The 24,645-nt window shown below is 74.3% G+C and carries 23 protein-coding genes and 1 pseudogene; 6 read left to right on the top strand and 18 right to left on the bottom strand.

All coding sequences use genetic code 11. The features are described 5' to 3' along the window. The first annotated feature begins 26 nt into the window (after positions 1 to 26). Complete coding sequence (locus ACH4E7_RS12405; RefSeq protein ID WP_396248993.1) at positions 27 to 500, top strand: flavodoxin family protein; 474 nt, start codon at positions 27 to 29, stop codon at positions 498 to 500. 14 nt (positions 501 to 514) lie between these two features. Here ACH4E7_RS12405 and ACH4E7_RS12400 read toward each other — a convergent pair whose 3' ends face one another. Further along, a complete protein-coding gene (locus ACH4E7_RS12400; RefSeq protein WP_396248992.1) occupies positions 515 to 1,843 on the bottom strand; it encodes an MATE family efflux transporter in 1,329 nt (442 codons plus the stop codon). Positions 1,844 to 2,018: 175 nt separating this feature from the next. Here ACH4E7_RS12400 and ACH4E7_RS12395 point away from each other — a divergent pair, with 175 nt between their 5' ends. Both ACH4E7_RS12395 and ACH4E7_RS12390 read left to right on the top strand, forming a co-directional pair. Further along, positions 2,019 to 2,546, top strand: a complete 528-nt coding sequence (locus ACH4E7_RS12395; RefSeq protein ID WP_396248991.1) for a PadR family transcriptional regulator — start codon at positions 2,019 to 2,021, stop codon at positions 2,544 to 2,546. A 235-nt stretch (positions 2,547 to 2,781) separates the two neighbouring features. Then, on the top strand, positions 2,782 to 3,657 hold the full coding sequence (locus tag ACH4E7_RS12390) for a class I SAM-dependent methyltransferase (protein WP_396248990.1): 876 nt from the start codon (positions 2,782 to 2,784) through the stop codon (positions 3,655 to 3,657). A gap of 3 nt (positions 3,658 to 3,660) precedes the next feature. Here the strand turns inward: ACH4E7_RS12390 and ACH4E7_RS12385 are convergent, their stop codons facing one another. Next, entirely contained in the window at positions 3,661 to 5,070 is a 1,410-nt protein-coding gene (locus tag ACH4E7_RS12385; RefSeq protein ID WP_396248989.1) for an MFS transporter, read from the bottom strand. A gap of 111 nt (positions 5,071 to 5,181) precedes the next feature. On the opposite strand from ACH4E7_RS12385, the gene ACH4E7_RS12380 reads away from it, so the two are divergent. Further along, a complete protein-coding gene (locus tag ACH4E7_RS12380) occupies positions 5,182 to 6,156 on the top strand; it encodes an Lrp/AsnC family transcriptional regulator (protein ID WP_396248988.1) in 975 nt (324 codons plus the stop codon). A gap of 149 nt (positions 6,157 to 6,305) precedes the next feature. Here the strand turns inward: ACH4E7_RS12380 and ACH4E7_RS12375 are convergent, their stop codons facing one another. The 6 genes from ACH4E7_RS12375 to ACH4E7_RS12350 all read right to left on the bottom strand — a co-directional run bounded on the left by ACH4E7_RS12375 (position 6,306) and on the right by ACH4E7_RS12350 (position 11,804). Beyond that, on the bottom strand, positions 6,306 to 6,752 hold the full coding sequence (locus tag ACH4E7_RS12375) for a hypothetical protein (RefSeq protein WP_396248987.1): 447 nt from the start codon (positions 6,750 to 6,752) through the stop codon (positions 6,306 to 6,308). Positions 6,753 to 6,862: 110 nt separating this feature from the next. Beyond that, complete coding sequence (locus ACH4E7_RS12370; RefSeq protein WP_396248986.1) at positions 6,863 to 7,705, bottom strand: hypothetical protein; 843 nt, start codon at positions 7,703 to 7,705, stop codon at positions 6,863 to 6,865. Further along, positions 7,702 to 9,522 (bottom strand): GMC family oxidoreductase, encoded by a 1,821-nt coding sequence (locus ACH4E7_RS12365; protein ID WP_396248985.1) that lies wholly within the window; start codon positions 9,520 to 9,522, stop codon positions 7,702 to 7,704. The genes ACH4E7_RS12370 and ACH4E7_RS12365 overlap by 4 nt, the downstream gene beginning before the upstream one ends. Then, positions 9,519 to 9,893: a hypothetical protein gene (locus tag ACH4E7_RS12360; protein WP_396248984.1), complete on the bottom strand. Its 375-nt coding sequence runs from the start codon at positions 9,891 to 9,893 to the stop codon at positions 9,519 to 9,521. Before ACH4E7_RS12360 ends, ACH4E7_RS12365 begins: the two co-directional genes overlap by 4 nt. A 194-nt stretch (positions 9,894 to 10,087) precedes the next feature. Beyond that, complete coding sequence (locus tag ACH4E7_RS12355; RefSeq protein WP_396248983.1) at positions 10,088 to 11,134, bottom strand: TIGR03617 family F420-dependent LLM class oxidoreductase; 1,047 nt, start codon at positions 11,132 to 11,134, stop codon at positions 10,088 to 10,090. Between the two features lie 37 nt (positions 11,135 to 11,171). Continuing rightward, the gene (locus ACH4E7_RS12350) at positions 11,172 to 11,804 is read right to left on the bottom strand and encodes a TetR/AcrR family transcriptional regulator (protein WP_396248982.1); all 633 of its coding nucleotides are present in this window, start codon (positions 11,802 to 11,804) and stop codon (positions 11,172 to 11,174) included. Between the two features lie 120 nt (positions 11,805 to 11,924). On the opposite strand from ACH4E7_RS12350, the gene ACH4E7_RS12345 reads away from it, so the two are divergent. Next, positions 11,925 to 13,418 (top strand): carboxylesterase/lipase family protein, encoded by a 1,494-nt coding sequence (locus ACH4E7_RS12345; protein WP_396248981.1) that lies wholly within the window; start codon positions 11,925 to 11,927, stop codon positions 13,416 to 13,418. 41 nt (positions 13,419 to 13,459) lie between these two features. Here ACH4E7_RS12345 and ACH4E7_RS12340 read toward each other — a convergent pair whose 3' ends face one another. From ACH4E7_RS12340 to ACH4E7_RS12295, 10 genes and pseudogenes are all read right to left on the bottom strand, one after another. Beyond that, complete coding sequence (locus tag ACH4E7_RS12340; RefSeq protein ID WP_396248980.1) at positions 13,460 to 14,293, bottom strand: ABC transporter permease subunit; 834 nt, start codon at positions 14,291 to 14,293, stop codon at positions 13,460 to 13,462. Further along, a complete protein-coding gene (locus ACH4E7_RS12335) occupies positions 14,290 to 15,234 on the bottom strand; it encodes an ABC transporter ATP-binding protein (protein WP_396248979.1) in 945 nt (314 codons plus the stop codon). The genes ACH4E7_RS12340 and ACH4E7_RS12335 overlap by 4 nt, the downstream gene beginning before the upstream one ends. A 149-nt stretch (positions 15,235 to 15,383) precedes the next feature. Further along, the gene (locus ACH4E7_RS12330; protein WP_396248978.1) at positions 15,384 to 16,811 is read right to left on the bottom strand and encodes an RtcB family protein; all 1,428 of its coding nucleotides are present in this window, start codon (positions 16,809 to 16,811) and stop codon (positions 15,384 to 15,386) included. A gap of 48 nt (positions 16,812 to 16,859) precedes the next feature. Beyond that, complete coding sequence (locus ACH4E7_RS12325) at positions 16,860 to 17,315, bottom strand: archease (RefSeq protein WP_396248977.1); 456 nt, start codon at positions 17,313 to 17,315, stop codon at positions 16,860 to 16,862. 188 nt (positions 17,316 to 17,503) lie between these two features. Next, positions 17,504 to 18,742: a styrene monooxygenase/indole monooxygenase family protein gene (locus ACH4E7_RS12320; RefSeq protein ID WP_396248976.1), complete on the bottom strand. Its 1,239-nt coding sequence runs from the start codon at positions 18,740 to 18,742 to the stop codon at positions 17,504 to 17,506. A 109-nt stretch (positions 18,743 to 18,851) separates the two neighbouring features. Next, positions 18,852 to 19,604: a thioesterase II family protein gene (locus ACH4E7_RS12315; protein WP_396248975.1), complete on the bottom strand. Its 753-nt coding sequence runs from the start codon at positions 19,602 to 19,604 to the stop codon at positions 18,852 to 18,854. 142 nt (positions 19,605 to 19,746) lie between these two features. After that, on the bottom strand, positions 19,747 to 21,009 hold the full coding sequence (locus ACH4E7_RS12310) for a serpin family protein (RefSeq protein ID WP_396248974.1): 1,263 nt from the start codon (positions 21,007 to 21,009) through the stop codon (positions 19,747 to 19,749). Between the two features lie 76 nt (positions 21,010 to 21,085). Continuing rightward, positions 21,086 to 21,631: a GNAT family N-acetyltransferase gene (locus tag ACH4E7_RS12305; RefSeq protein ID WP_396248973.1), complete on the bottom strand. Its 546-nt coding sequence runs from the start codon at positions 21,629 to 21,631 to the stop codon at positions 21,086 to 21,088. Between the two features lie 202 nt (positions 21,632 to 21,833). After that, a pseudogene (locus ACH4E7_RS12300) lies at positions 21,834 to 22,322 on the bottom strand (AAA family ATPase); the annotation flags it as partial. A 169-nt stretch (positions 22,323 to 22,491) separates the two neighbouring features. Then, positions 22,492 to 23,436, bottom strand: a complete 945-nt coding sequence (locus tag ACH4E7_RS12295; protein WP_396248972.1) for an NADP-dependent oxidoreductase — start codon at positions 23,434 to 23,436, stop codon at positions 22,492 to 22,494. Positions 23,437 to 23,559: 123 nt separating this feature from the next. Between ACH4E7_RS12295 and ACH4E7_RS12290 the strand changes: the two genes are divergently transcribed. Next, positions 23,560 to 24,567, top strand: coding sequence for a GlxA family transcriptional regulator (locus tag ACH4E7_RS12290; protein ID WP_396248971.1), 1,008 nt, complete (start codon positions 23,560 to 23,562; stop codon positions 24,565 to 24,567). Positions 24,568 to 24,645: the final 78 nt, after the last annotated feature.

Raw genomic sequence — 24,645 nt, 5'->3', positions numbered from 1 at the left:
GAGCGCGGAGCGAAGGGAGCATCGCCATGAAGGCCGTCATCGTGTGCGTCTCGGTGTCCCACGGCAACACCAGGAGGATCGCCGAGGTCATGGGCCGGACCCTGGCCGCCCCGGTGGTCGAACCCGAACAACTGGATCCGGCCGGACTCGCCGCCTACGACCTGGTGGGCTTCGGCTCCGGGATCTTCACCGGGACGTCCCACCCGAGGCTGCGCGACTTCGTCCGCTCGATCCCGCCGACGGCACCCCGCCGGGCGTTCGTCTTCGCCACCAGCGGACTGCCCGACCCCCGGTTCCGGCCCTTCACCCGCCCCCTGGTGCGGCTCCTCGAACCGAAGGGCTTCCAGGTGGTCGACACCTTCACGGCGCGCGGGTACGACACCTGGCTCCCGTTCAGGCTCGTCGGCGGGATCAACCGACACCGGCCGGACGCCGGCGATCTGGCGGCGGCCCGGGTGTTCGCCGAAGGACTGCGGCCCCGGCCCGGCACGGCGTCCTGACCTGGCCGGGCCGGTCACTCGACGGGTTGGAGGGCCCGCGCCCGACGCGCCGTCGTCGGCGCGGGCCGACGGCGGGTGAGGAGCAGCATCAGGCCGAGCTGCGTCACCGCCCCGACCGCCTGGCCCAGCCACACGCCGTTCACCCCCAGCGGCCCCGACAGCCCCGCCGACGAGGCGAGTTGGGCGCCGAGGCCGAACAGCACCGAGAGCACCAGCGGCCGCCCGGCGCCGGTCGCCTGATGGACGCCGCCGAGGGCGACCACCAGGGCGTACGGCAGCAGGTAGAGCGCCGCCATGCGCAGGAAGCCGACGGACTGGGCGGCCACCGCCGGGTCGTCGGTGAAGAGCGACGTCAGTGGAGCGGCCAGGGCGGCGGACAGCGCCGCCGCCCCCGCGCCGAGCAGCGCGGCGAAGCGGACGGTGGCACGCCGGAGCGCGCCCAGGGCGGCGCGGGCACCGGCGCCCGCGAGGTGCGCGGCGCGGAGCGCGGCGGCCTGGCGCACGGCGTAGAAGGCCATGGTGACGACCAGCAGCAGCCGGTAGCCGATCCCGTACCCGGCCACCGCCGCCACGCCGAAGCCCGCCACCAGCCCGAGTTGGGCCGTACCGACCGCCATCCGGGCGGAGAAGTCCAGGCCGAAGGGCGCACCCGCACGGACGATCCGGAGCGCCGCCGAGCCGACGCCCCGAGCCGCCCCGCCGGTGCGCGGCCGCAGGCGCAGCGTGACGGCGAAGGCCACCGCCCGGGAGGCCGCCAGCGCCAGGGCCGCCCCGGTGACGCCGAGGGCGGGCAGCGGGCCGGGGCCGAGGATGAGCAGCGGGTCGAGCACCAGCAGCAGGGCGTTGGAGAGCAGGGCGATCCGCATCGGGGTACGGGTGTCGCCGGCGCCCTTGAAGAGTTCGTCGGCGACGCGTTGGGCGAAGAAGAGGGCGAAGGCCGGGAAGGCGACGGTGAGGTACTCGCCGGCGCGGGCGGCGGCCTCACCGTCCAGGAAGGCGGCGGCGAGCCGGTCGCGCAGCAGGAAGCCGGGCACGCCGAGGGCGAGGCTGCCGACGGCGCAGAGGCGCCAGGCGGCACGGGTGGTGCGGGCGGCCTCGTCGTGGTCGCCGGCGCCGAGGGCGTGGGAGAGCCGGACGCTGGCGCCGGAGGAGACCACCAGGACGAGTCCGAGCAGCAGGTTCTCGACGGTGCCGGCCAGGGTGACGGCGGCGACGGCGGTGCCGCCCAGGCCGGCCACCCAGAGGGTGCCGATCACCGAGGCGACCACCCCGGACAGCAGTTCGACGTAGACCGGCCCGGCCAGTGCGGCCAGTGCGGCCGGTTGGGACGGTTGCCCGCGCATGGTTCCCCCTGTTCCGCCGCCACGCCGACGCGAGGCGACCCCATCGACGACATCGACGACGTTCATTGCATCGATTCGAGCTATGTCGGAAACAGGGATACATCGAATCGATGTATCTCGGCAAGAGGTAGCATGACCACGCCACGGGGCGCACTCCGACGAAAGGGCCTCAACCGTGCTGACCCTCGCGATCCTCGGCTTCCTGTACGACCAGCCGCTGCACGGCTACGAGCTCAAGTCCCGGATCACCGGCCTGACCGGCCACGTCCGGCCGGTCAGCGACGGCGCGCTCTACCCCGCCATCACCCGGCTGGAGAAGGCCGGGCTGCTCGACCGCCGCACCGAGCCGGGCAGCGGGGCGGCGCCGCGCCAGACCCTGGAACTGACCGAGGAGGGCCGGGCCGAGCTGCTGCGCCGACTGGCCGATCCGGAGCAGGCCGAGATCACCGACCAGGTGCGCTTCTTCACGCTCGCCGCCTTCCTGCACCACCTGGCCGACCCGCCCCGCCAGGCCGCCGTTCTGCGCCGCCGCCTGGCCTTCCTGGAGGCGCCGAGCAGCTTCTTCTACGACCGGGACGGCGAGCCGGTCACCGCCGAGCGCGAGCCGAACCCGTTCCGGCGCGGCATGCTGCTGGTCGCCCGGGCCTCCGGCGCCGCCGAGCGGGCCTGGCTGACCGGAACCATCGCCGAGCTGGAGCGCTAGGTGCTCTGTCCGGTGAGGTCAGGGCCTGCCTGGCAGATCTTCGCCGGGCCCTGCGGGCGCGCCGTAGCCCAGTCGGCGTACCCCGGCCGAACAACAGGACGATGGAGCGGAATTGGGCCTTTCCGTACCTGGCCCCACCCGACCCCCGCGTCGCTATGATGATCCGTCTCACGACCTCGGCGCCCCTCCGCGGCGTGATCCACCACCGCGCTCCGCCCGTCTCCTGGAGGCAGCCGTGCCCAGTGAAGTGACCGCAGCCGCCCCTCCCGTCCCGGCGAAGCTGGACGACATCCCCGGTTGGTTCTTCGGTCTGGACCGGGCCGCCTTCGCACACCTGCTCTCCCGCCAGAGCGAGGCCGGGGTCAAGGGCGACGTCCTGGAGCTCGGCAGCTACCTCGGCCGCAGCGCCGTACTGCTCGGCGACCACCTGCGGACCGGCGAGCGGCTGACCGTCTGCGACCTGTTCGACTCCGAGGCGGGCGACGCCGACAACGCCGCCGAGATGGCGATGTCCTACCGGAAGACGCTCACCCGCAGCGCCTTCGAGTCCAACTACCTGGCCTTCCACGCCGAGTTGCCCGAGATCGTCCAGGCGCCCACCTCGGTGCTGGCCGACGGCCGGATCCCGGCCGGCAGCTGCCGGTTCGTCCACGTGGACGCCTCCCACCTGTACGAACACGTCGCCGGGGACATCGCGGTGGCCAAGGCCGCGCTCGCCGAGGACGGCCTGGTCGCGCTGGACGACTACCGTTCCGAGCACACCCCGGGCGTCTCGGCGGCGGTCTGGGAGGCGGTCTTCACCGACGGCCTGCGCCCGGTGCTGCTCACCCCGATGAAGTTCTACGGCACCTGGGGCGACGCCGCGGCCGCCCGGCAGGTCCTGCTGGAGCGCGACTGGCGGGCCGAGGGCTACACCGTGGACGAGGACACCATCGCCGGACAGCGCGTGGTGCGGCTCAACTACCAGGTCAAGACACCCGCGTCCGTCCAGCGCTCCACCCCGCGCCGGCTTGCGCTGGACCTGCTGCCCCCGGTCGCCACCAGGGCGACCCGCCGGGTGCTGCGGACGCTGCGCGAGCGCCGCGCCGTCCGGCCGACGCCGAACGGCTGAGGCTCAGCGGGCGGGCCCCGGTTCGGCTGCGGTCGGTTCGGACACATTCGGCTCGGACACATTCGGCTCGGGCGCATTCGGCTTGGGAACGAGGACGTAGGCGAGCACCGCGCCGAGCAACCCGACCGCGGCGGCCGCGAGCAGCACCCGGTTCAGTCCCGCGAAGGGCGCGGCACCGCCCTGCTGGAACAGCACCCCGAAGGCCGCGACCCCGAGGGTCTGCCCCAGCTGGCGGAAGGTGGTCATGGCCCCGGCGGCCATGCCCGCCCGCTCCGGGGGCAGCGCCGCGAACACGGCGGCGCCCATGGCCGGGCCCATCAGGCCCACACCGACGCCGGTCAGCACCAGTCCGACCGCCGTCGACCAGGCCGAGGAGTGCGCGTCCAGACCCGCCTGCGCCGCGCACCCGAGCCCGCTCAGCAGCAGCCCGGTGCCGAGCACGACCCGTGGCGACCTGCCGTGCAGTCGGCGCCCGCTGACCAGCGAGGTGGCGAACGAGGCCAGCGCGAGCGGCATCAACGCGAGCCCGGCCCGTACCGGCCCGAGGCCGAGCCCCGTCTGCAGCCACACCGAGGTGTAGACCAGCGCCGCGAAGGCGGCCGTGGAGGCGAGCACGCACGCCATCGCGGCCGAGAAGAACGGCCGGGCGAACAGCCGCAGGTCCAGCAGCGGCGCCGCGCTGCGCAGTTCGATCCGGGCGAAGGCGGCCAGGGCGAGCCCGGCGACGGCCAGCAGGGTCAGTACGGTCGGCGAGCTCCAGCGCCGCTCCCCGGCCAGGGACAGCGCGTAGGTCAGCGAACCCGCGGCCAGGGCGAAGGCGACCATGCCGGGGACGTCGACGCGGGCGCCGCCCGCGCCTCGCGGACCGGCGGGCAGGACCCGCAGCGCAAGCACCACCGTGAGGGCGATCAGCGGCAGGTTGAGCAGGAACACCGCCCGCCAGCCGAGGTACTGGGTGACGACGCCGCCGAGCATCGGCCCGAGGGCCGCCGCCAGCCCGGTCACCGCGCCGAAGACCCCCATCGCCCGCCCCAGGACGGGCCCCCGGTAGACCGAGCCGATCAGCGCGAAGGCGGTGACGGCCATCGCCGCGCCGCCCGCGCCCTGCACCGCGCGCGCGGCCACCAGCACCCCGACGGTCGGCGCCGACCCGCAGGCCAGCGAGGCGCAGCCGAACACCACCAGCCCGGCGGCGTACACCACGCGCGCCCCGAGGCGGTCCGCCAGGGCGCCCATGGTGAGCATCAGGACGGCCAGCACCAGCGTGTAGCCGTCGACCACCCACTGCAGTTCCGACAGCGGGGCCGACAGCGCCGCCCCGATGTCGGGCAGGGCGACGGACAACACGGTGGTGTCGAGCAGGAACAGGAACGTACCGAGGCAGACGGCCGCCAAGGGCCACCACATGCGCATGAGACTTCCTCCATGGAGCTTCGTCGCGGACGCTCCACACCGTCCCCGGCCCGGCCCGACCGCCACCAGCCACGCCCGCAGTGGCGGCGGATACTGGCACACTGACCGCTCATGAAGACGGATACCGTCAGCCTTGACGCGATCGACCGCAGCCTGGTGCACGCCCTACAGATCGACGGGCGTGCTCCGCTGCGTCTGATCGGCGAGGCCCTCGGCGTCTCGGAGAGCACCGTCGCCCGCCGCTACCGGCGTCTGCGCGGTGCCGGGCTGCTCCGGGTGGTGGGCACGTTCAACGGCGCCCTGCTCGGCTACCAGGCCTGGACCATCCGACTGCGGTGCACGCCGGACTCGGCGGCCGCCATCGCCAGGGCGCTCGCCGCCCGCCCGGACACCTCCTACGTCCACCTGCTCTCCGGCGGCACCGAGATCTCCTGCAGCGTCCAGACCCGCACCGGCGACGACGGCGAGGCGCTGCTGCTGCACAAGCTCCCCCGCACCGGCCGGGTCACCTCCGTCTCCGCCCACCTGCTGCTCGGCAGCCACGTCCTGCCGAACAGCTGGGAGGGTCCGGCCCGCCTCACGCCCGATCAGGCCGCGCTGCTCGCCCCGCCGCCGGTCGACGCCGCCGAGGTCACCCTGGACTCCGGTGACCGCGCGCTCTTCGGCCTGCTCGCCCGGGACGGACGGGCGAGCCACACCGAACTCGCCGCCGCCACCGGCTGGTCGGAGTCGACCGTGCGCCGTCGGCTCGCCCTGCTGCGCCGCGCCGGCGTGCTGGTCTTCCTGGTCGACATCCCGCCGGCCGCGCTCGGCTTCCGGGCCGAGGCCCGGCTGTGGATGTCGGTGCGGCCCTCCCGGCTGGGCCCGGTGGCCGCCGCGATGGCCGACCACCCGGAGGTGTCGCTGGTGGCCCACACCACCGGTCCGACCAACCTGCTCGCGGCCGTCAACTGCCGGGACTCGCTGGACCTGGCGCGCTACCTGACCGGCCCGGTCGCCGCGCTGGACGCGATCCAGGGCATCGAGACGGCCCCGGTCATCCGCACGGTGAAGCGGGCCGGGGCCCTGCTTCCGCCGGAGCGCTGAGCGGGGCCTCCGCCGCGCCGTTCACGCGTCCGACGAATTTTTCGAACTCAGCGTCACTTCCACGACGGAATGCGCTTCGAAGATTCGCCCACGGCACATGAGCAGTTGCCAGGCCTCCGCACTGACCCCACGGCAGCCGTCGACCTCGCTCACCGGTCCGGGCGCGCCGCCAGCGCCCGGGTGATCCTCCGCCGGAGGTTGGCCGAGGCACCGGGCTGGTGTCCGAGCCAGTTCAGCCGCTCGACCGGCAGCTCCGGCCGCCGGGCCAGCTCCACCGCCGCCCCGTACGGGCGGTCGCCCTCCCGCAGGCGTACGGCCACCAGGTCGACCAGCCCGTCCAGCGCCTCGCCGGTGAGGGCGGGGTGGGCGGCGACCAGCTTGAGCAGGCAGTTGTCGTTCCAGGTGGTGTTGCGCCGGACGGACAGCGAGACCAGCAGGTCGGTGGGTGCGGCGGCGTTGCGGGCGATCTCGTGCCAGACGAACGGGTACTCGCCCCAAGCCAGTCGGCGCAGGACGTCCGGGTTCGAGGTCCGCACGGCCAGGCTCCGGTAGTCCCCGGCGTGGTGCAGGTGCTTGAGCGCTTCGACGTCGTCCATCCCGCTGATCCCTGAGTCGTCCGTATCGGCGCGCCAGGCTAGCAGCCGGGTGCCCCGCCGTCAGGTCCAGGAGGCGGGGTACCGAGAGCGGTGTCCGGCAGGGCCGGCCGTCAACGGACGTAGTACGCGCGGTTGTGGGCGGCGATCGGCGGCGACTGGTAGGTCCAGACCCCGGCGGCCGGGGCGTCGGCGATCAGCAGGGCCAGGTCGCGGGCGGACTCCTCCGCGGGGTTGCCGAGGTCGAGCCGGACCCGGTCGGCGGTGCGGTCGTCCAGGGCGTAGTAGCGGTACGGCTGGTGGACGTTGAGCGGTCCGGCGAGCAGCTTGCCCTCGTCGTCGGTGCCGTAGCCGGTGATCGGGGTGTTGTTGACCGACTCGGCGGTGAGGCCGACCAAGTCGACCTCCAGGACGAGGAGTTCCTCGTCATGGCGGTCCAGCCCCTCGCCCCCGAGGGTGGCTCGGCGGCAGGAGACGCTCCACCGCTCGCGCACGGCGGGCGCGTTGAGCGAGGGCATGGTCGTCTCGAACCAGCCGGGCCGCTTGGGTTCGGCGTACAGCCGGCGTCCGGCGTCGATGGCGAGCGGGTTGTCGCACAGCACGTGCAGCCGGGCGATGCCGAGCAGCTTGGTCTGGTCGTAACCCCGGGCGTACTGGCCGTAGTTGACCACCGGGATGCGATCCTCGGCGAACACGGGGTGGGCGATCAGGTTGATCTCCAGCTCCTGGGTGATGCCGCCGCCGTTCGGGTACTGGGCGAAGTAGAGCTGGTAGTTCAGCGAGACACAGGCCCCGCCGTCGAACGCGGCGACGGCCAGCCCGGGGTGACGCTTGCCGAGCAGTTGGCGGGCCCGCTCGGGCTCGACCAGGTAGTCGACGCCGATGTTGTGCAACGCGCCGTAGTGGAAGGGCAGGTGGTAGGGCTCGGGTACGGGCGGCAGCGGCAGGCCGGTCATGGAGACTCCGGGGGCGATGAGGGTGCGGGCGTGGAGGGTGCGGGCGTGGAGGGTACGGGCGTGGACGGGGAGGACACGGCCGCCGGCCGGTGCAGCTCCACCAGGTCCCGGTGCATCCGCTCGGCGCTGCGCAGCGCGAGGGCGGCCATGGTGAGCGAGGGGTTGGAGGTGCCGAGCGAGGGCAGCGAACCGCAGCCGACGGCGTAGAGGTTGGGGTGGTCCCAGCAGCGCTGCCACTGGTCGACCACGGAGCTGCCGGGCGAGTCGCCCATCACGTGGGTGCCCCCGGCGTGGCCCGCCCCGCGGTAGCCGTGGACGACACCCCGGTGTTCGAGCCGGCCCGGCCAGCGGGCGCCCGGGTAGGCGGTGTGGTCCTCGGCGCCCAGCAGGGCGAAGAGCTGTTCGGAGACGGCCCGGGCGGAGGCCATGCCCTCGCGGACGTAGTCGGAGAGGTCGTAGCGGATCGCCGGGGCGGGCAGGCCGAGCGGGTCCCGCCGCTCCTGGTCGAGGGTGACCCGGTTAGCCGGGTCGGCGGGCTGTTCCAGCTCGAACTGGAGCGAGAACTGCCGCCCCAGCCGGTCGCCGAGGCGCTCGCGCAGCTCCTTGCCGCGCAGCCCGGCGGCGAGCATCACGGCGGCCTCGGACTCGGGGGCACCGCCGGCCCAGGACCAGCCCCAGTTGCTGATCTCGATCCGGAACGGCGCCCGGCGCCGACGGGCCGCGCCGAAGCGGAAGGCCTCCAGCCCGCTGGTGGAGCCGGGCCCCCGGTACGGGCCGACCGGGCGGGGCATCAGACCCCAGGTGAGCAGCGCGGGGTGGTCCATCAGGTTCCGGCCGACCTGGTCGCCGCGGTTGGCCAGGTCGGACAGGAGCAGCAGCCGGGCGTTCTCGATCGCGTGCGCGGCGAGCACCACGAGGTGCGCCGTCACCCGGTGGGTCGTGCCGCCGGCCAGGTACTCGACACCGGTGGCGCGCCCGGTCACCGGGTCGGCGAGGACCCTGCTGACCACCGCCTCGGTGCGCAGCTCGACGCCGGAGTCCCAGCGGGCCTGGGTGCGCAGCGGGGTGTACTTGGCGCCGGTCGGGCAGACCGGGACGCAGCTGGAGCTGCCCGCGCAGAGCGGGCCGGGCCGGGAGTCCCGCCCGGTGGGCCGGCCGTTGCGGGCGTGCGGGGTGCCGGTGACGGCGAGTCGGGCGGGGTGCGGCACGGCGGGGTCGCAGACCGTCCGGCCGTCGAGGGCCGCGGCGAGCTGCCGGTCGAGGTGGCTGGCCGGGATGGCCCGCATCGGGAAGTCGTAGCCCTCCGGGATGGGCAGTCCGACGGCGCTGCGCTGTTCCTCCGCGTCGGCGGCGACGCCGAGTTCCCACTCGGCGTCGCAGTAGTACGGCTCCAGGTCGTGGTAGCCGATCGGCCAGTTGCGGCCGTGGCCGAGGTCGCCGGTGCGGAAGTCCTCGGGGTGCATGCGCGGGGTGAGGCCGGTCCAGAGCAGTCCGGTGCCGCCGTTGGCGCGCAGGTAGCCGCTGGCGTAGGGCAGCGGCCCGTACTGCCGGAGGTATCCGGTGGCGGTGAAGCCGCCGTCGGGGAGTCCGGTGAGGTCGGTGACGTCGGGTGAGGGCGCGTCGGGGTTGTGCGGGTACGGCGAGGTGGGCGGGCCGCCGCCGGCCGCGCGGTGGGCGGTGGCGGTCTCGGCGGCGGTGGGCGCGGTCCGTCCGGCTTCCAGGACGAGGACCCGCCAGCCCTGTGCGCCGAGGCGGTGGGCGACCAGGCTGCCGGCGAAGCCCGCGCCGACCACGACGGCGTCCCGGTGGGCGCTCACCGCTCCTCCCCTCCTCGGGGCGCCTGTGCCCAGCTGCCGTGGCCGGGGGCGGCGGCGCCGGGCGCGGCGGCGCGGAAGGTCCGCCAGACCAGGCCCTGGTCGTGGGCGCGGGCGGAGCTGGGTGCCTCGCCGGGCCAGGTGCCGACGTACCAGAGGTGGACGAGGGCGTGCTCGTCGCGGACGGGGTGCGCCAGCACGGTGCGGTGGTGCTCGTGCGCCATGCCGGTGGCACACAGTTCGGGGACGTCGAAGCCGGTCAGCTCGGCGCAGACGCGCAGGAACTCCTCGAAGTCGGCGAGTTCGTCGACCTCGACGTACTCCCCGCATTCGTACGGGTCTTCATCGGCGGTGCGGTCGTCGGACACGGACACGCGGGCACCCCCACGATCGTCGACGGGTGGCGATGTCATGACAGGACCGGAGCTCCGGAGACGGTGCGTGTCCTGTTCAGCGCGATCCTGCCTCCCGGCCGTGCCGCCGGGAATCGCTTGCCCGGATGTGCCCGGTCTTGGTCGAGCCCTGACCGATCGGCGATCCCGTACGACCGCCGGCAGACCGGTTCCGCTCAGCCCAGCGCCCGCACCGCCGCCAGCACATCCAGCCCGAGCCCTGGGTCCGCGTCCTCGGGCAGGTTGACGGACAGCCGGGTGACCAGCCCCCCGTAGCGGCGGTGGATCTCCCGCGCGACCTCCTCCACCGAGCCGGACACCGCGAAGGCGTCGAAGACCTCGTCGTCGATCAGCGCGGCCATCTCCGCCCAGCGCCCGCGCACCGAGTGGGTGTGCAGTTCCTCCTGCAGCGCCTCCCAGCCGTGCTGCGCCAGCACCGGACGGTAGGCGGGGGTCGAGGCGTAGAACGCGAGCCGCTCGCGCACCGCGGCCCGGTTGGCGGTCAGCTCCTCCTCGGTGCGGCCGGTGGCGGTGAGCACGTTGCCGACGACCTCGAAGGGCCGCTGCGTCCACCCGGCGCCCTCGGCCTCGGCCCGCTTGCGCTCCTCGGTCAGCCCGGGCAGCACCTGCTCGGACAGGTAGGCGGTCGAGGAGAACGGGTGGCTGAGGAAGCCGTCGGCCACCGCCCCGGCGGTGCGGGTCATCAGCGGCCCGACGCCCGCGAGCAGGATCCGCGGCACCCCGGCCGGGATCGGGTCCGGCGAGAACACCGGCGTCATCACCGTATGGGTGTAGAACTCGCCCCGGAAGCGCAGCCGTTCACCGGTCTGCCAGCTGTGCCAGATCGCCCGCACCGCGTGCACGTACTCGCGCATCCGGGCGGCCGGACGGTCCCAGGGCATCCCGAAGCGCTTCTCGATGTGCGGCTTGACCTGCGATCCCAGCCCGATGACGGCCCGTCCGCCGGAGGCCGCGTGCAGGCCCCAGGCCTGGTAGGCCAGCGTCATCGGGGTACGGGCGAAGGCCACCGCGATGCCGGTGGCCAGTTCGATCGACTCGGTGCGGTCGGCGGCCCGGGCGAGCTGGAGGAACGGGTCGTACGCCGTCTCGGCGACCACCAACCGGTCCATGCCCCGGCGTTCGGCCTGCTCGGCGGCGTCGAGGATGCCCGCCGGGTGCCCGGAGGCGGTGGCGTCGAGGCGGAGGGGGGCGGGTCGGTCCATGGGGGTGCTCCTGGTCGCGGGCTGCGGTGCTACCCGGCTAGCCTGCCACGCCGTCAACGCCGCTCCGCGGCACCCCGACCTCGAACAGCCGGTCCAGGTGCCGGTCGACGGCGGTGAGCGCGGCGGCCGGCTCGACCACGTCCAGCTCCAGCAACGTGGTGAACCCGGTGAGCGCGAGCAGCAGGTCCGTCTCCACCACCGGGTCGCGGTCCGCCGCGATCAGCCCGTCGGCGATCGCCTGCCGGACCACCTGCTCCACCATGGCCCGCCCGCGCAGCAGGGCGCCCCGCGCCCGCGCGCGGACCTGCTCGTCGTGCAGCGCCTCCAGCACGTAGGCGGCGCTCATCCGGCTGGTCGCCCGCGCGTCGGCGTGCAGCGGCAGCAGCTCGACCAGCATCGCCCGCAGCACCCGGCGCGGGTGCGGGCGCTCGCCGAGCCCGGCGAGCGCCCGGCCGACCCGCAGCGCGCTCTGCTCCCCGGCCAGGTCCATCGCGAAGGCCAGCAGCTCCGCCCGGGAGCCGAAGTAGTGCTGCAGCTGCCCGAGCGAGACGCCCGCCTCCTGGGCGACCTCGCGCAGCGTCAGGTGCGTGGCGCCACGCTGCTCCACCACCCGCCACAGCGCCCGGGCGATGGTCTCGCGGCGCTCCTGATGGTCCACCTGCTTGGGCACGGCCTTCCGTTCCTCCTCGGGCGCCTTCCCCGAACGCCTTCCTCGGGGATCTTTCCAATACGCTTGACATAATACACCTGACCTATCACGCTGGAGGCATTCCGAGGGAGGAGCGTCCACATGCTCACGCAGCCCGTCGCCCACACCACCGAGGGAACCGTCCGCGGCTTCCTGGACCGGGGGCTCCCGGTCTTCCGCGGCATCCGCTACGCCCAACCGCCCGTCGGACCGCTCCGCTTCGCCGCGCCCGCCCCGCCCGACCGCTGGGACGGCGTCCGCGAGGCCCTCGCGTTCGGCCCCGGGGTCCCCCAGTCCGGCCCGCTGCCCGCCGACCCGGCCCGGGGCACCGACTGGCTCACGCTCAACGTCTGCACCCCCGACCCGGGCACGGCGGGGCTGCCGGTGCTGGTCTGGATCCACGGCGGCGGGTACATCTCGGGCACCTCGGGCGACCCGCTGTACGACCCCACCGAGCTGGCCCGGGCCGGGCTGGTCGTGGTGAGCGTCAACTACCGGGTGGGCGCGGAGGGTTTCGCGCTGCTGGCGGGCGCCCCGGCCAACCGGGCCTTCCTGGACCAGATCGCGGCCCTGGAGTGGGTCCAGCGCAACATCGCCGCGTTCGGCGGCGATCCCGACCGGGTGACCGTCGCCGGCCAGTCCGCCGGTGCCGGATCGGTCGCCGCGCTGCTGACCATGAGCCGGGCCGGCGGGCTGTTCCGCCGGGCCGTCGCCCACAGCGTCCCGGGCAACCTCTGCACCCCCGCGCTGGCCGCCGAAGTCACCGCCACCCTGGCCGAACAGCTCGGCACGGCCCCCACCGCCACCGCCCTCGCCGAGGTCGACCCCTGGCGTCTGGCCGCCGCGGTCACCGACCTCGGAACCGCGCTCCCCAAGCACCTCGCGCGCTGGGGCCGGCTGGCGCAGAGCGGCATCGCCACCGCCCCGGTGGTCGACGGCGAGCTGCTGCCCGAGGAGCCGTGGGCCGCCCTCGCCGCCGGACGGGCCGCCGGGACCGAGCTGCTGGTCGGCCACACCCGCGACGAGTTCCGGCTGTTCAGCGTCCTCGCCGGGCGGCACGGCAGCTTCACCGACGAGGAGGCCCGCACCGCCCTGGACCTGTTCGCCCCGCACCCGGCCGGCCCGGACGCCTACCGCGACGCCCACCCGGGGGCCGACGCCGGGGAACTGCTCGAAGCGGTCAGCTCCGACGCCCTGTTCCGGATGCCCTCGCTCCACCTGGCCGAGGGCAATGCCGCGGCCGGCGGCAGCTCCTACCTCTTCGAACTGGCCGTCCCCGCCCCCGCCATGGGCGGAGTGCTCGGCGCCTGCCACGGGCTGGACGTCCCGCTGGCCTTCGGCACCCTGGACACCCCGATGGGCAGGCGGTTCCTCGGCGACCCGCCCGGCCCGGAGGCCGTCGAGGTCTCCCGCGCGCTGCGGCAGGCCTGGATCCGCTTCGCCTCCACCGGCGACCCCGGCTGGGCCGCCTACGAGCCGGAGCAGCAGCCCACCCGGGTGTTCGACGCCCGCTCCGAGACCGTCGTCCGCTACCCCGAGCAGTCCTCCCGCGCCATCTGGGCGGGACACACCCCCACCGCCTTCGACCTCGCCTGACGAGGACGGCGGGAGCGGCGAGAACGGCGGACCCAGCGGGGTCAGATCGCCAGATCCCGTCGCTCCAGCAGCCGGAAGGCCGCCAGCAGCCCCAGCAGTCCCACCCCGAGCAGCACTCCCAGCGCCGCCCACGGCACCCCGCCGTGCGCGAGCACGTCGCCCGGCGCGTAGTAGTGGAACGGACTGAGGTAGCGCAGTGGTTCGGCCGGGGACCAGGCCAGGGCGACGAAGTTGAGCGCGAAGCCGACCGCGCCGAAGGCGACGGCCGCGCCGATCACATGCGCCCGTCGCCGGCTGCGCGCGGACACCGCCAGCACCGGCCCGGTCAGACAGAACGCGAAGGCGCAGCCCAGCAGTCCCGCGGTGAACACCCCGCCCTCCGGGACGGCGTCGCGCAACTTCGGGGAGAAGGCCACGCCGAGCGCGACGGTCAGCGTGGCGGCGGCGTTGAGCAGCACCGAGGCGGCGATCAGCGCCCCGGCCCGCTCGGCGAGCAGCCGGCGACGGGAGACCGGACGGGTCATCAGCAGCTCGATGGTGCCGGACTCGACGTCGGCCGCGACGGCGGCGGCGCCGAGCGCGCCGATCACGGTGAGCTGGAGCGCGATCCAGAAGGGGTGGGTGAGCCCGGCACCGAGGAGGCCGGGGTAACTGGCGATGGAGACATCGCTGTTGGAGCCGCTGAAGGCCTTGAACGCGCCGGGCGGGGTGCGGCGGGCACCGAACAGTTCGGTGGGTGGGACGGTCCCGGCGATCACCACGATCAGGGTCTCGAAGACCACCATGCCGAGCAGCAGGCTGAGCAGCATCCGGCGCCGCCGGTGCAGGGCGAGCCAGACCAGGGGGAGGCGGCGGCTGACGGTGCCGGGGGTCATCGCGCCTCCTCCCCTTCGACGGCCTCCCGGTCGGTCGAGCGGTACAGGTCGAGGAAGGCCTCGTCCAGCCCCGCCTCCTCCACGGTCAGGTCGGCGACCGGCAGTTCGGCCAGCAGGCCCCGTACGGCCGGGACCACCTCGTCGGGCGGCACCAGCAGCTCCACCCGTCGGCCGTCCCAGCGCGGCGACCAGCGCTCGGCGGCGCCGAGCGGACGGGCGCCCTGCCCGTCGGCGAAGACCAGGCGCACCCGCCGCGCCCGGGCCTGGCGCAGCTCGGCCACCGAGCGGACGGTCACCAGCCGGCCCCGGCGGACGATGGCGACCCGGCCGCAGGTCCGCTGCACCTCGGGCAGGACGTGGCTGGAGAGCAGTACGGTGCGGCCGGCCGCGGTCTCCTCGGCGAGCAGTTCGAAGAAGGTCTCCTGGACCAGCGGGTCCAGCCCCTCGCTGGGTTCGTCCAGCACCACCACGGCGGGCCGGTGCTGGAGCGACTGGACCAGCCCGAGCTTCTGCTTCATGCCGCGCGAGTACTCCCCCACCGGGCGGGCGAGGTCGGCCCGGGAGAGTTTCAGCCGTTCGCACAGCTCGCGTTGGCGGGGCACCGGAGCGCCCTGGAGGGCGGCGAGCAGGTCGAGGGTCTGCTGCCCGGTGAGCTCGGGGTAGAGGCGCAGCTCGCCGGGCAGGTAGCCGAGCACGGGGGCGAGCCGTCGGTGGTCGGCCACCGGGTCCAGGCCGAGCACCCGCACCCGGCCGTCGCTGGGGCTGAGCAGGCCGACCAGGCAGCGCAGGGTGGTGGTCTTGCCGGCGCCGTTGGGGCCGAGCAGGCCGAACACCTCACCGGCCCCGACCGTCACGTCCAAATCCTCGATGCCGATCGTGGCACCGTACCGCTTGGTGAGCGTGGTCAGTTCGATCACCAGTGCGGTTGCGTTCCCCGGCATGCCCACCTCCTGTGGCCGGCCCCTCGGATGCGTGTGGGACATCCAAGCGCGGCTGCCCCGGGCGAGTCGAGAGACGCGGCCGGAACTTCTGCCCGCTCCCCCCTTGCCGTTCCCCCTGCCGTTCCCCCGCGACGTGCCCCCGTTGCCGCTCACCCCTTGCACACGCCCAGCGGCACCAGGCGGGCCACCTGCCGGGCCAGCCCCGCGGCCTCGGTGACGGCGGCCACCGCGTCCACGTCCTTGTACGCCTCGGGCGTCTCCTCGGCCAGCGCCCGCATCGAGGCGGGCCGCACCGCGATGCCGCGCGCCTCCAGGTCGCCCTTCAGCCGCTCGCCGCGCACCATCCGCAGCGCCTGGTGGCGGCTCCACACCCGACCGGCGCCGTGGCAGGCGGAGCGGAAGGCCTCGTTGTCGGGCAGACCGACCATGACGTACGAGGCGGTGCCCATCGTCCCCGGCACCAGCACCGGCTGCCCGGCCCCGGCCAGGTCGGCGGGCAGGTCGGGGTCGCCGGGCGGCAGGGCGCGGGTGGCGCCCTTGCGGTGGACGCACAGCTTCCGTGTCACGCCGTCCACCTCGTGGGTCTCCAGCTTGGCGAGGTTGTGCGACACGTCGTAGACCAGTTCCAGCCCGACCCCGAGGGCGGTGGCGAAGGCGCGACGGGCGGCCTCGGAGAGCAATTGGCGGTTGGCCCGCCCGTAGTTGGCGGCGGCGGTCATGGCGCCCAGGTAGGCGCGGCCACGCGGGGAGTCGACCGGGGTGCAGGCCAGTTGGCGGTCCGGGAGCTCGATCCGGTAGCGGTGCAGCTCGCGGTCCATGGCGCGGACGTGGTCGGTGCAGATCTGGTGGCCCAGGCCGCGCGAACCGCAGTGGATCATGACGCAGACCTGGCCCGGCCGCAGCCCGAAGGCGGCCGCCGTCCGCGCGTCGTACACCTTGTCGACGGCCTGCACCTCCAGGAAGTGGTTGGCCGAGCCGAGGCTGCCGACCTGCTGGAGCCCGCGCTCGACGGCCCGGGTGCTCACCTCGCCGGGGGCCGCGCCCGCCAGAACGCCGCGGTCCTCGCAGCGCTCCAGGTCGCGCGGCACGCCGTGGCCGTGCTCCACGGCGTAGCGGGCGCCGCCGAGCAGCAGCTCGTCCAGTTCCTCCGGTCCGGCGAGGTGCCACAGGCCGCCGCGGCCGAGCCCGCGCGGAACGGTGTGGTCCAGCAGGTCCATCAGGCGGCGGATCCGCTCGACGCCGAGTTCGTCCCGGGAGACCCCGGCGGCGAGCAGCCGGACCCCGCAGGAGATGTCGAAGCCGACCCCTCCGGGCGAGACCACCCCGCCCTGCTCGACGTCGGTGGCGGCGACCCCGCCGATCGGGAAGCCGTAGCCCCAGTGCACGTCGGGCATCGCGAAGGAGGCCCGGACGATCCCGGGCAACGTCGCCACGTTGGCCACCTGCTCCAGCGCCTTGTCCCCGGCGGCCTGCGGCAGCAGCGCGTCGGTCGCGAACACCACGCCCGGCACCCGCATCGGCGGGCGCGGCTCGATCCGCCAGCGGTAGCGGCCCGCCTCGGTCAGTGCGATCTCCACCTCGCTCACCCCGCTCCCGCAGTGCGCGCCGTACGCACGGCGCACGTCCTAGACGTCCACGGTGGCCGCGCAGGTCCAGCCGTCCGGCCCCGCGCTCAGCTCCAGGCCGTGCAGCGAGACGGCCTTCGGCACGGCGCCGACCAGCGCGGCGGTGGCGGCGTCGGCCATCCGGAACCGGACCTCGACGCTCCGGGCGCCGTCCAGGCCCTTGACCGGGCCGAAGGCGAGCGCGACCGGCAGTTCGCCGTCGGCGTCCATCCGGTAGATGACCTCCTCCAGCACGCCCGCGAGCAGGTCCGGGTCGCTCACCGCGAGCACGGTGCACCCGCGCTCGCCGACGATCCGCGCGCCGGACAGGTCCGCGAAGCTGCCCACGACGGCGAACACCAGCTCGCCGATACAGCCCTCGGCCGTCGGCGCCCAGGCCTCCACCCGCAGGTCCGCCGTGTGCGGCACGCTCCGGTGGCCGCTGCCGGACCGGCCCGCGGGCCCGTGTCCGTCCACGAGCGACGCCTCCCGCACCCGTTGCCGTCTTCCCTCCAGCGTCGTCCCGGGGGCCGTCCGGGGGCAAGTGCGGCCGGCTCCTGCCACGCGGATCCCTGCCAGGTCCGCCGAGCCCCACGGGACGGTCCCCGAGGCGTGTCTGACCATTCGCGTCGGGCCGGCGCCCGGCGGGCATCGTCGGACACGCCTTAGGTCCCGACCGACGAGAGGTACGCGGCGGTCAGCTCGGGCGTGGCCAGCCACGCGGCGTGGTCGCTCGGTTCGGCGTAGGTGTTGGCGAGCCGGCGTGCGACCTGCTCGTGCTCGGCGGCGGCCGCGAAGACGCCCTGCAGGTGGTCCGGCATGGTCAGCATCGCTGCCGTGAACTCGACGGTGTGGCGGGCGTGTTCCTGCCAGAATCGCTCAGCGGTGCGGCACATCCAGTCCGCCGTGAACGGGGCCTCGCCGTGCTCGACGATCGCCCGCCGGTACGCCTCCGCCGCACGGGCCGCGCCGTTGGCGCCCTGGCCGGTGATCGGGTCGTTCACCACCACGGCGTCGCCGAGGCCCAGCACATGGACGGCCTCCACGCCCGAGCCCAGCTCCGCCACCGGCCGGCGCACCGTCGGGGCCACCGCGCCCCAGAGCCCGGCCCCGGCGTCGGTCGGCTCCGCCTCCCGCCAGAGCTCCGCCTCCCAGGGTAGGTACTCGGCCAACAGCTCGCGGATCCTGGCCAGTTGGACCTCGGGCGTCGGGCCGTCACCGAACGCGTCCAGCGGCCCGCCGGGCAGCGCCTCCCAGAGCAGGATGTCGCAGGGCCCGGAGAGCGTCAGGGCCGGCTGCAGGTACAGCTCGCCGAGGCCGGGCAGGGCGTGCATCCGCGCCCTGGGACCGGCGGCCGGGTCGGGCGAGCCCACGCCGTGCGCGTACAGGCAGGAGAGGGATCGCTGCGGCCGGTCGAAGGGCGAGCGGGCGGTGTGCCGCTCGAAGATCCCGGCCAGCGCGCCGCGACCGGCCGCGACCACGGTCAGCTCGTGCCCGCGGGCCACCTCGTGCAGCCCGACCCGGTCCAGCGAGCGGTACTCGACCCGGCCGCCGCGCTCCGCGAGCAGCTCCAGCCAGCGGGCCAGCTTGATCCGCTGGTCCACCGACTGGGCCGGCTCGTCCAGGGTCATGGTGAACTCCAGCGCCCGGGTGGCCGGCGGCGCCGCGAGCACCGCCTCCACCGAGGAGACCGCCGGCGCCTCGCCCGCCCACAGGTCCAGCCCGGCGGCCGCCTCGATCCGCAGCGCCGGGCCGAACATCGCCTGGGTGGACAGCACCCGCCCGCCGCGCACCTGCTCCGGCGTGCGCTCGGCCACCAGCGTCACCCCGTACCCGTCGGCCACCAGCCCGAGCGCGAGCTGCAGGCCGGCCTGGCCCGCTCCGACGACGGCGATCCGACGCATGGGGCCTCCCGGGGGTCTGCTGACGTGTCGTCAGCGCGAACCCTAGCCCAGCCGTCAGGCCTTCGACAGGGTTCCGACGGCGGTTCTGGCCGCGGTTCCGGCGACGGCTCTAACCGCGCAGATGTGTGGTGATCACCCGCACCACGGCATCGACCTGGTCCGCCACGTAGAAGTGCCCGCCCGGGAAGACCCGCAGGTCGAAGCCGCCGGTGGTGTGTCGCTCCCACTGGGCGACCTGCTCGACCGTCGCGTTGCCGTCGCTCTCCCCCACCAAGCCGATGATCGGCTGGGTGACGACGACGTCCGGGGTGGCGAGGTAGGTCTCGATGGCGGTGTAGTCGGCCCGCAGCGCCGGGACGATCAGCTCGCGCAGCGCCGGCATGGCGAGGATCCGCTCATCCGTCCCGCCGAGCCGGACGATCTCCTTGAGCAGGCCGTCGTCCGACAGCTGGTGCATCCGGCTGTCCCGGGGCAGCGAGGGCGCGCGGCCCGCGGACACGAACAGTCGCTCGGGCCCCGCCAGACCGTCCCGGGCGAAGCACCGGGTCACCTCGAAGGCGACGGCCGCACCCATGCTGTGCCCGAAGAAGCTGAGCGGCAGGTCCGCCCACTCCCGCAGCTCCCGGTAGGCCTGCTCGGCGAGCTCCGGCACCGAGTCGATCGGCGGTTCCGCGAAGCGGTTCTGCCGCCCCGGGTACTGGACGGCGAGCACGTCCGCGTACGGCGCGAGCGCGTTGGCGTGGTCCAGGTAGTAGCTGGCCGAGCCACCGGCGTGCGGGAAGATCACGACCCGGGCGGGTGCGGAGTCGGACGGGTTGAACCGGCGGAACCACGGGTTGTCGACGGCGGCGCTGCTGGGCATGCGGGGTGTGGCCTCTCTCCGTGACGGACTCTGCTCGCCCCAGTCTCGCAGTGCGCTCGCGGCGACGGGGGCGATCACGGCGTGTTACCCGGATCACGTCCTCGGGTCACACCCGCCCGTCGCGCGCCCTCGGCCCTCCTCCTCAGTCCTCCTCCGAGTCCTCCTCCCACTCGTCCGCCAGGCCGACCCAGGGGTCCACGGCCGGGTCGGGTTCGGTCACCCAACCGGCCGCCAGGACCAGCCCGGAGAGGCGGTGGACGGCGAGGAACCCGAAGGGGCGGGCGAAGCTCACCCGGGCGAACCGCTGAAGGTACGGCGGCAGCCGGTAGGCGCCCGCAGCGCTCCCGGCCGCCATGCCCAGAGCGGTCACCGAGGAGGCCCGGAACCCGCGCCGGCCGAAGGTCGCGGTGGCCCGCTGGCGGGCGCTGTTCAGGAACAGCGGATCGCCGTCCTCGCCGTCCGAGAGCCCGGGCAGCCGGTTCTCGGTCTCCGAGCGGGTGGCCAGCGTCGTCAGACCGAAGAGCCGACGGTGGGCCAGCAGGTTGTGGTCCGCCTCGACGGTGAACTTCGGGACGCTCACGGCCAGGACGTCCCGCGGCTCGTAGCGCCGCAGCCATTCGACCGTCAGCCCCGGGCCTGGGGTGCCGACGGGCATCCGGTCCACGGTGGTCCGGCGGTGCCGCTGCGACAGCGCCCCGATCCCGGCGGCCAGCACCCGGCCGGGCGGGGCGTCGGGCTCGCCGAGCAGCAGGTGGACGCTGATGTCCCCGTACCCGTACACCTGCAGCTCGGTGACCGGACCGGCCGGGGTCTCCAGGACGGCGGCCCGGTCCAGCATCGACGTCGTGCGGGAGAGGTAGTGGACGGGCTCCCTCCAGCCCGCCTGCTCGTCCGCCCGCGGCCCGCCGAAGTCCCTGAACGGCCGGATCCAGTCGGTCCGCACGGTGAGCGCGGCGGCCAGCACCAGGCGGGTGCCCGCGGTCAGCTCGACCGGCATCGCGTCGATCAGGCCGTCGGTCTCCCGCCGCGCCCAGGCGTCCAGCAGCTTGCGGTCCCGCTCGGCATCGCCGGTCAGCCGCCCGTGCACGTCCGCCGGCAGCCCCGCCCGCCACTCCGGGTGCAGCCGCAGCCGGTCGTTCGTCCAGAGCCCCAGCGCCGTCCGAACCGCCGGGATCCCCCGCAGCAGGCCCAACATCTCACGGGCACGCTCCGCGGCGGCCACCGGCGACAGCCCGAGCGCCTCCGCCAACTCGCCCTGAACGGGGACGCTCCCGGCCGGTGCCAACAACCCGAGCAGCGGCCACACCCCGGCCGGCATCAGCACCGTCCCGCCCTGCGGGTCGAGCTGCTCCAGCCAGCGCTCCCCCAACCCGTTGGCTGCCCGTACGACCTCGGCCTTGCTCATGCGCTCCCCCGTGCTCGGGCCTTCAGCGCACCGAGCGTAGGGCCGGACCACTACGCGCGGCGAGCGGTTTTCCCGCTCACGCCTGACGGCGGGCCAGGTATGCCACGCGGGTCAGTTCGTGGACCCGCACCACGCGGCCGTTTCCCGGGACGGTCGTCTCGCGTTCGGGCCGCAGGCCGAGCTTGGCCATGACGCGCTCGGAGGCGGAGTTGCCGACCTGGGCGATGCTGATGATCCGCTCCAGGTCGCGCCCCTCGAACCCGAACCGCAGCACCGCCGTCGCCGCCTCGGTGGCGATGCCCCGGCCCCAGAACGGTCGGCCGAGCCGCCAGCCGATCTCGACGGCGGGCAGCACCTCGGGCAGGAAGGACGGAACGGCCAAGCCCGTGAACCCGACGAGTTCACCGGTCGCCCGCAGCTCCACCGCGAACAGGCCGAAGCCCTCGGTGTCCCAGACCTTCTCAATCCGCTCGATCCACCGGCGCGTCTCCTCCGGGGTGAGGACCCTCCCGTCGCGGATCCACCGCATCACCTCGGGGTCCGCGTTCACCGCGGCCATCGCCGGCACATCGCCCTCGCGCCAACGACGCAGGACCAGACGGGAGGTATCGATCGTCACCATCCCCCCATCCTCCCCTTCCGCCACCGCGGTTCAAGTCCTCCGGACACCGCGCGCACAGCCGACCTCGGCACGCGGGACCGAAGCGCACCGCCTCCGCCCGCACACGGGAGACCCCGTCGAGCAGCAGCACCGACACCGCCTCCGGCGTCGGCATCGACCCGCCCACCGCAAACGCCGCCACCAGCCGGTCCAACCCCCGACGGTGCCGGGCGAACACCCGGGCCGAGGCATGCCGCCCACGCGCCCGCTGCCCATCGAGCGCGGCGTCCGCGCCGACGTCCAACAACACCAGGTGCAGCTCACGCCCCTGCCGCCCAGCCTCCCGCGCGAGCCACCGCCGCATCCACGCCCGGCTGCCGCAGTCATGCACCACCAACGGCCCACCCCGCCGCACCGACCTGCGCAGCAACCGGAAGTGCTCCACCCGCGCCCACGGCCGGTACACCCCGTACGGCAACCACCCCGGCATCACCGCCTCACAAGCCTCATGCACCGCCCGCGGATCCACCGCCCGCACCACACCCCCTCCCCCGCACCAGCGCCGCAGCAAGGTACTCTTCCCGGCCCCCGGCAGCCCGGACACCACCACCACGGCATCAGCCGGATACGCCACCACGAACCCCGCCCCACCAGCCCCGCGCAGGTCCACCACCCCTCGCGGCGCCACCACCACATCCACCTCGCCGCCCATCACTCCCCCGTTCGCATCCGACCGGGCACCCTAACAACACCCCGGTTCACCCTGGCGTTCCACTTGCCACGGTGGGAGACCTCTTCGCGCGTCGGGGTCCGGTGATGCATGGACCCGGAGGAACCGGTTGGCGCGTCCCGCCGGTCCGCGGGCGATGAATGACATCCCGTCAGTCGACCGTCAGCACCAACTTCCCCGTGACCCTTCCGGTTTCGCCGAGCTGGTGGGCCTTGGCGGCGTCCGCCAGCGGGAAGACGGCGTCGACGTGGACCTTCAGCCTGCCGGTCTCGACCAGCTCCGTGACGGCCAACAGCGCCCGCCGGTCGGGCTCGACCAGCATGAAGCCCGAGCGGATGGAGCGCGCGGCCGCGGCCGCGGCGAGCGCCTCGCTCTCGCGGGCCGGGAGGGTGATCAACGTGCCGCCGTTCCGCAGGACCGACAGCGAGCGCTCCTGGTAGGCCCCGGCGATCGGGTCGATCACCACGTCCACATCGGAGACCACCGACGCGAAGTCGACCTCCCTGTAGTCGATCACCTCGTCCGCGCCCAGGCCCCGCACGAATTCGTGCTTGCCCGCGCTGGCCGTACCGATGACGTGCGCGCCGTACGCCTTGGCGATCTGCACCGCCAGGTGCCCGACGCCTCCCGCCGCGGCGTGCACCAGGACGCGCTGCCCCTCCCGCAGGGCCGCCGTATCCACCAGGGCCTGCCAGGCCGTCAGCGCGGCCAGCGGCAGGGCCGCCGCCTGTACGTGGTCGAGTCCGGCCGGCTTGGGGGCGAAGTGGCGTGCCGGAGCGGCCACGTACTGGGCGTAGCCGCCGACCATCCGCGGGAAGCCCGGCATTCCGTACACCTCGTCGCCCGGCCGGAAGATCGTCACACCGCGGCTGACCGCCTCCACCACACCCGAGACGTCCCACCCCACGATGCCGTCACCGGGGACGTACAGGGCACCGACCGCCCGGGTCTTCCAGTCCACCGGGTTGACGCCGGCCGCGTGCACCCGGACCAGGATCTCCGTCGGACCGGGTACCGGCCGCTCCCGTTCCACGACCTTCAGGACCTCCGGCCCGCCCGGCTCTTCGAAGGCCACGGCCAGCATCTTCTCCGCCATCCTGAATCACTCCCCGTCTCGTTCGCGGTCGATCAGCGGTTGATCAGCGCCTGGTCCACAGCCTGACGCCGCCGATCGACCGAAACGAGTGGCCAGATCGCCAATAAGTGAGAGGATCTGGCGATGCAACGGGCCAAGCACCGCGTCGTCGTCCTCGCTCTCCCCGGCGTCATCCCCTACGAACTCGGCATCCCCGCAAAGGCCTTCGGCCTCGCCTACGGCCCGGACGGGAACCGGCTCTACGAAGTGCTCACCTGCACCCCGGACGGCCGGCCGGTGCAGACCGGCGAGGACTTCTCGATCGCCGTCGAGCAGGACGCGAGCGTGATCGCCACTGCCGACACCCTGATCGTGGCGCCCATCAACGACCCGATCGGCGGCAGCGACCCACTCGCGGAACCGGTCGCCGCCGCCCTGGCCCAACTCAGGCCCGGGACCCGCCTGGTGTCGATCTGCACGGCCTCCTTCGTCCTCGCCGCCACCGGACTGCTCGACGGCCGGCCCGCCACCACGCACTGGTGGTACACCGAGCGCTTCCGCGCGCTGTACCCGCGGACCCCGCTCGACCCCGACGTGCTCTACGTGGACGACGACGACGTACTCACCTCGGCCGGCGCCGCCGCCGGGATGGACCTCTGTCTGCACCTGATCCGCCGCGACCACGGCAGCGAGATCGCCAACCAGGTCGCCCGCATGTGCGTGGTTCCGCCATGGCGCGAGGGCGGACAGGCCCAGTACATCGCCCGCCCCGTCCCCGATGCGACCGGCAGTGACACCGCCCGGGCCCGCGAGTGGGCCCTCCGACAGCTGCACCAACCCATCCAGTTGGCCCAGTTGGCCACCCAGGCGGGCATGAGCGTGCGCACCTTCAGCCGTCGCTTCCTCGCCGAGACCGGTCAGACCCCCGGCCAGTGGCTCACCACCCAGCGGCTCGAACTCGCCCGTAGGCTACTGGAGTCCAGTGACCTGCCGGTGGACCGGGTAGCCGAGCACGCCGGGTTCGGCAGCGCCTCCTCCCTGCGCCAGCACCTGGCCGCCACGATCGGCGTCTCGCCCGCCGCGTACCGCCGCACCTTCCAGGGCCGGAACCACGACCTGACCGGCCCTCAGCCGGTCAGCACCGCCGGCTGACCCGGCGGCGATACCGGAGGAGCCCACCGGCTCCGGCGGTACGCCATCCTTGAGTTCCCCGACCGACCTCGGGGCAGA

Origin of the sequence: Kitasatospora sp. NPDC018058, assembly GCF_044327205.1 — a bacterium.
Classification (GTDB): domain Bacteria; phylum Actinomycetota; class Actinomycetes; order Streptomycetales; family Streptomycetaceae; genus Kitasatospora.
Note: the sequence above shows the minus strand (reverse complement) of the source record. Positions and strands in the feature narration are given on the sequence as shown.

Excerpts from the sequence above, each read along its gene's own strand:
- ACH4E7_RS12315 (WP_396248975.1), bottom strand. The coding sequence starts at position 19,604 with ATGCCCAGCAGCGCCGCCGTCGACAACCCGTGGTTCCGCCGGTTCAAC.
- ACH4E7_RS12335 (WP_396248979.1), bottom strand. The coding sequence starts at position 15,234 with ATGCCGGGGAACGCAACCGCACTGGTGATCGAACTGACCACGCTCACC.
- ACH4E7_RS12305 (WP_396248973.1), bottom strand. The coding sequence starts at position 21,631 with ATGGTGACGATCGATACCTCCCGTCTGGTCCTGCGTCGTTGGCGCGAG.
- ACH4E7_RS12310 (WP_396248974.1), bottom strand. The coding sequence starts at position 21,009 with ATGAGCAAGGCCGAGGTCGTACGGGCAGCCAACGGGTTGGGGGAGCGC.
- ACH4E7_RS12295 (WP_396248972.1), bottom strand. The coding sequence starts at position 23,436 with ATGGCGGAGAAGATGCTGGCCGTGGCCTTCGAAGAGCCGGGCGGGCCG.
- ACH4E7_RS12355 (WP_396248983.1), bottom strand. The coding sequence starts at position 11,134 with ATGGACCGACCCGCCCCCCTCCGCCTCGACGCCACCGCCTCCGGGCAC.
- ACH4E7_RS12320 (WP_396248976.1), bottom strand. The coding sequence starts at position 18,742 with ATGCGTCGGATCGCCGTCGTCGGAGCGGGCCAGGCCGGCCTGCAGCTC.
- ACH4E7_RS12405 (WP_396248993.1), top strand. The coding sequence starts at position 27 with ATGAAGGCCGTCATCGTGTGCGTCTCGGTGTCCCACGGCAACACCAGG.
- ACH4E7_RS12340 (WP_396248980.1), bottom strand. The coding sequence starts at position 14,293 with ATGACCCCCGGCACCGTCAGCCGCCGCCTCCCCCTGGTCTGGCTCGCC.
- ACH4E7_RS12385 (WP_396248989.1), bottom strand. The coding sequence starts at position 5,070 with ATGCGCATGTGGTGGCCCTTGGCGGCCGTCTGCCTCGGTACGTTCCTG.
- ACH4E7_RS12290 (WP_396248971.1), top strand. The coding sequence starts at position 23,560 with ATGCAACGGGCCAAGCACCGCGTCGTCGTCCTCGCTCTCCCCGGCGTC.
- ACH4E7_RS12380 (WP_396248988.1), top strand. The coding sequence starts at position 5,182 with ATGAAGACGGATACCGTCAGCCTTGACGCGATCGACCGCAGCCTGGTG.
- ACH4E7_RS12370 (WP_396248986.1), bottom strand. The coding sequence starts at position 7,705 with ATGACCGGCCTGCCGCTGCCGCCCGTACCCGAGCCCTACCACCTGCCC.
- ACH4E7_RS12400 (WP_396248992.1), bottom strand. The coding sequence starts at position 1,843 with ATGCGCGGGCAACCGTCCCAACCGGCCGCACTGGCCGCACTGGCCGGG.
- ACH4E7_RS12345 (WP_396248981.1), top strand. The coding sequence starts at position 11,925 with ATGCTCACGCAGCCCGTCGCCCACACCACCGAGGGAACCGTCCGCGGC.
- ACH4E7_RS12375 (WP_396248987.1), bottom strand. The coding sequence starts at position 6,752 with ATGGACGACGTCGAAGCGCTCAAGCACCTGCACCACGCCGGGGACTAC.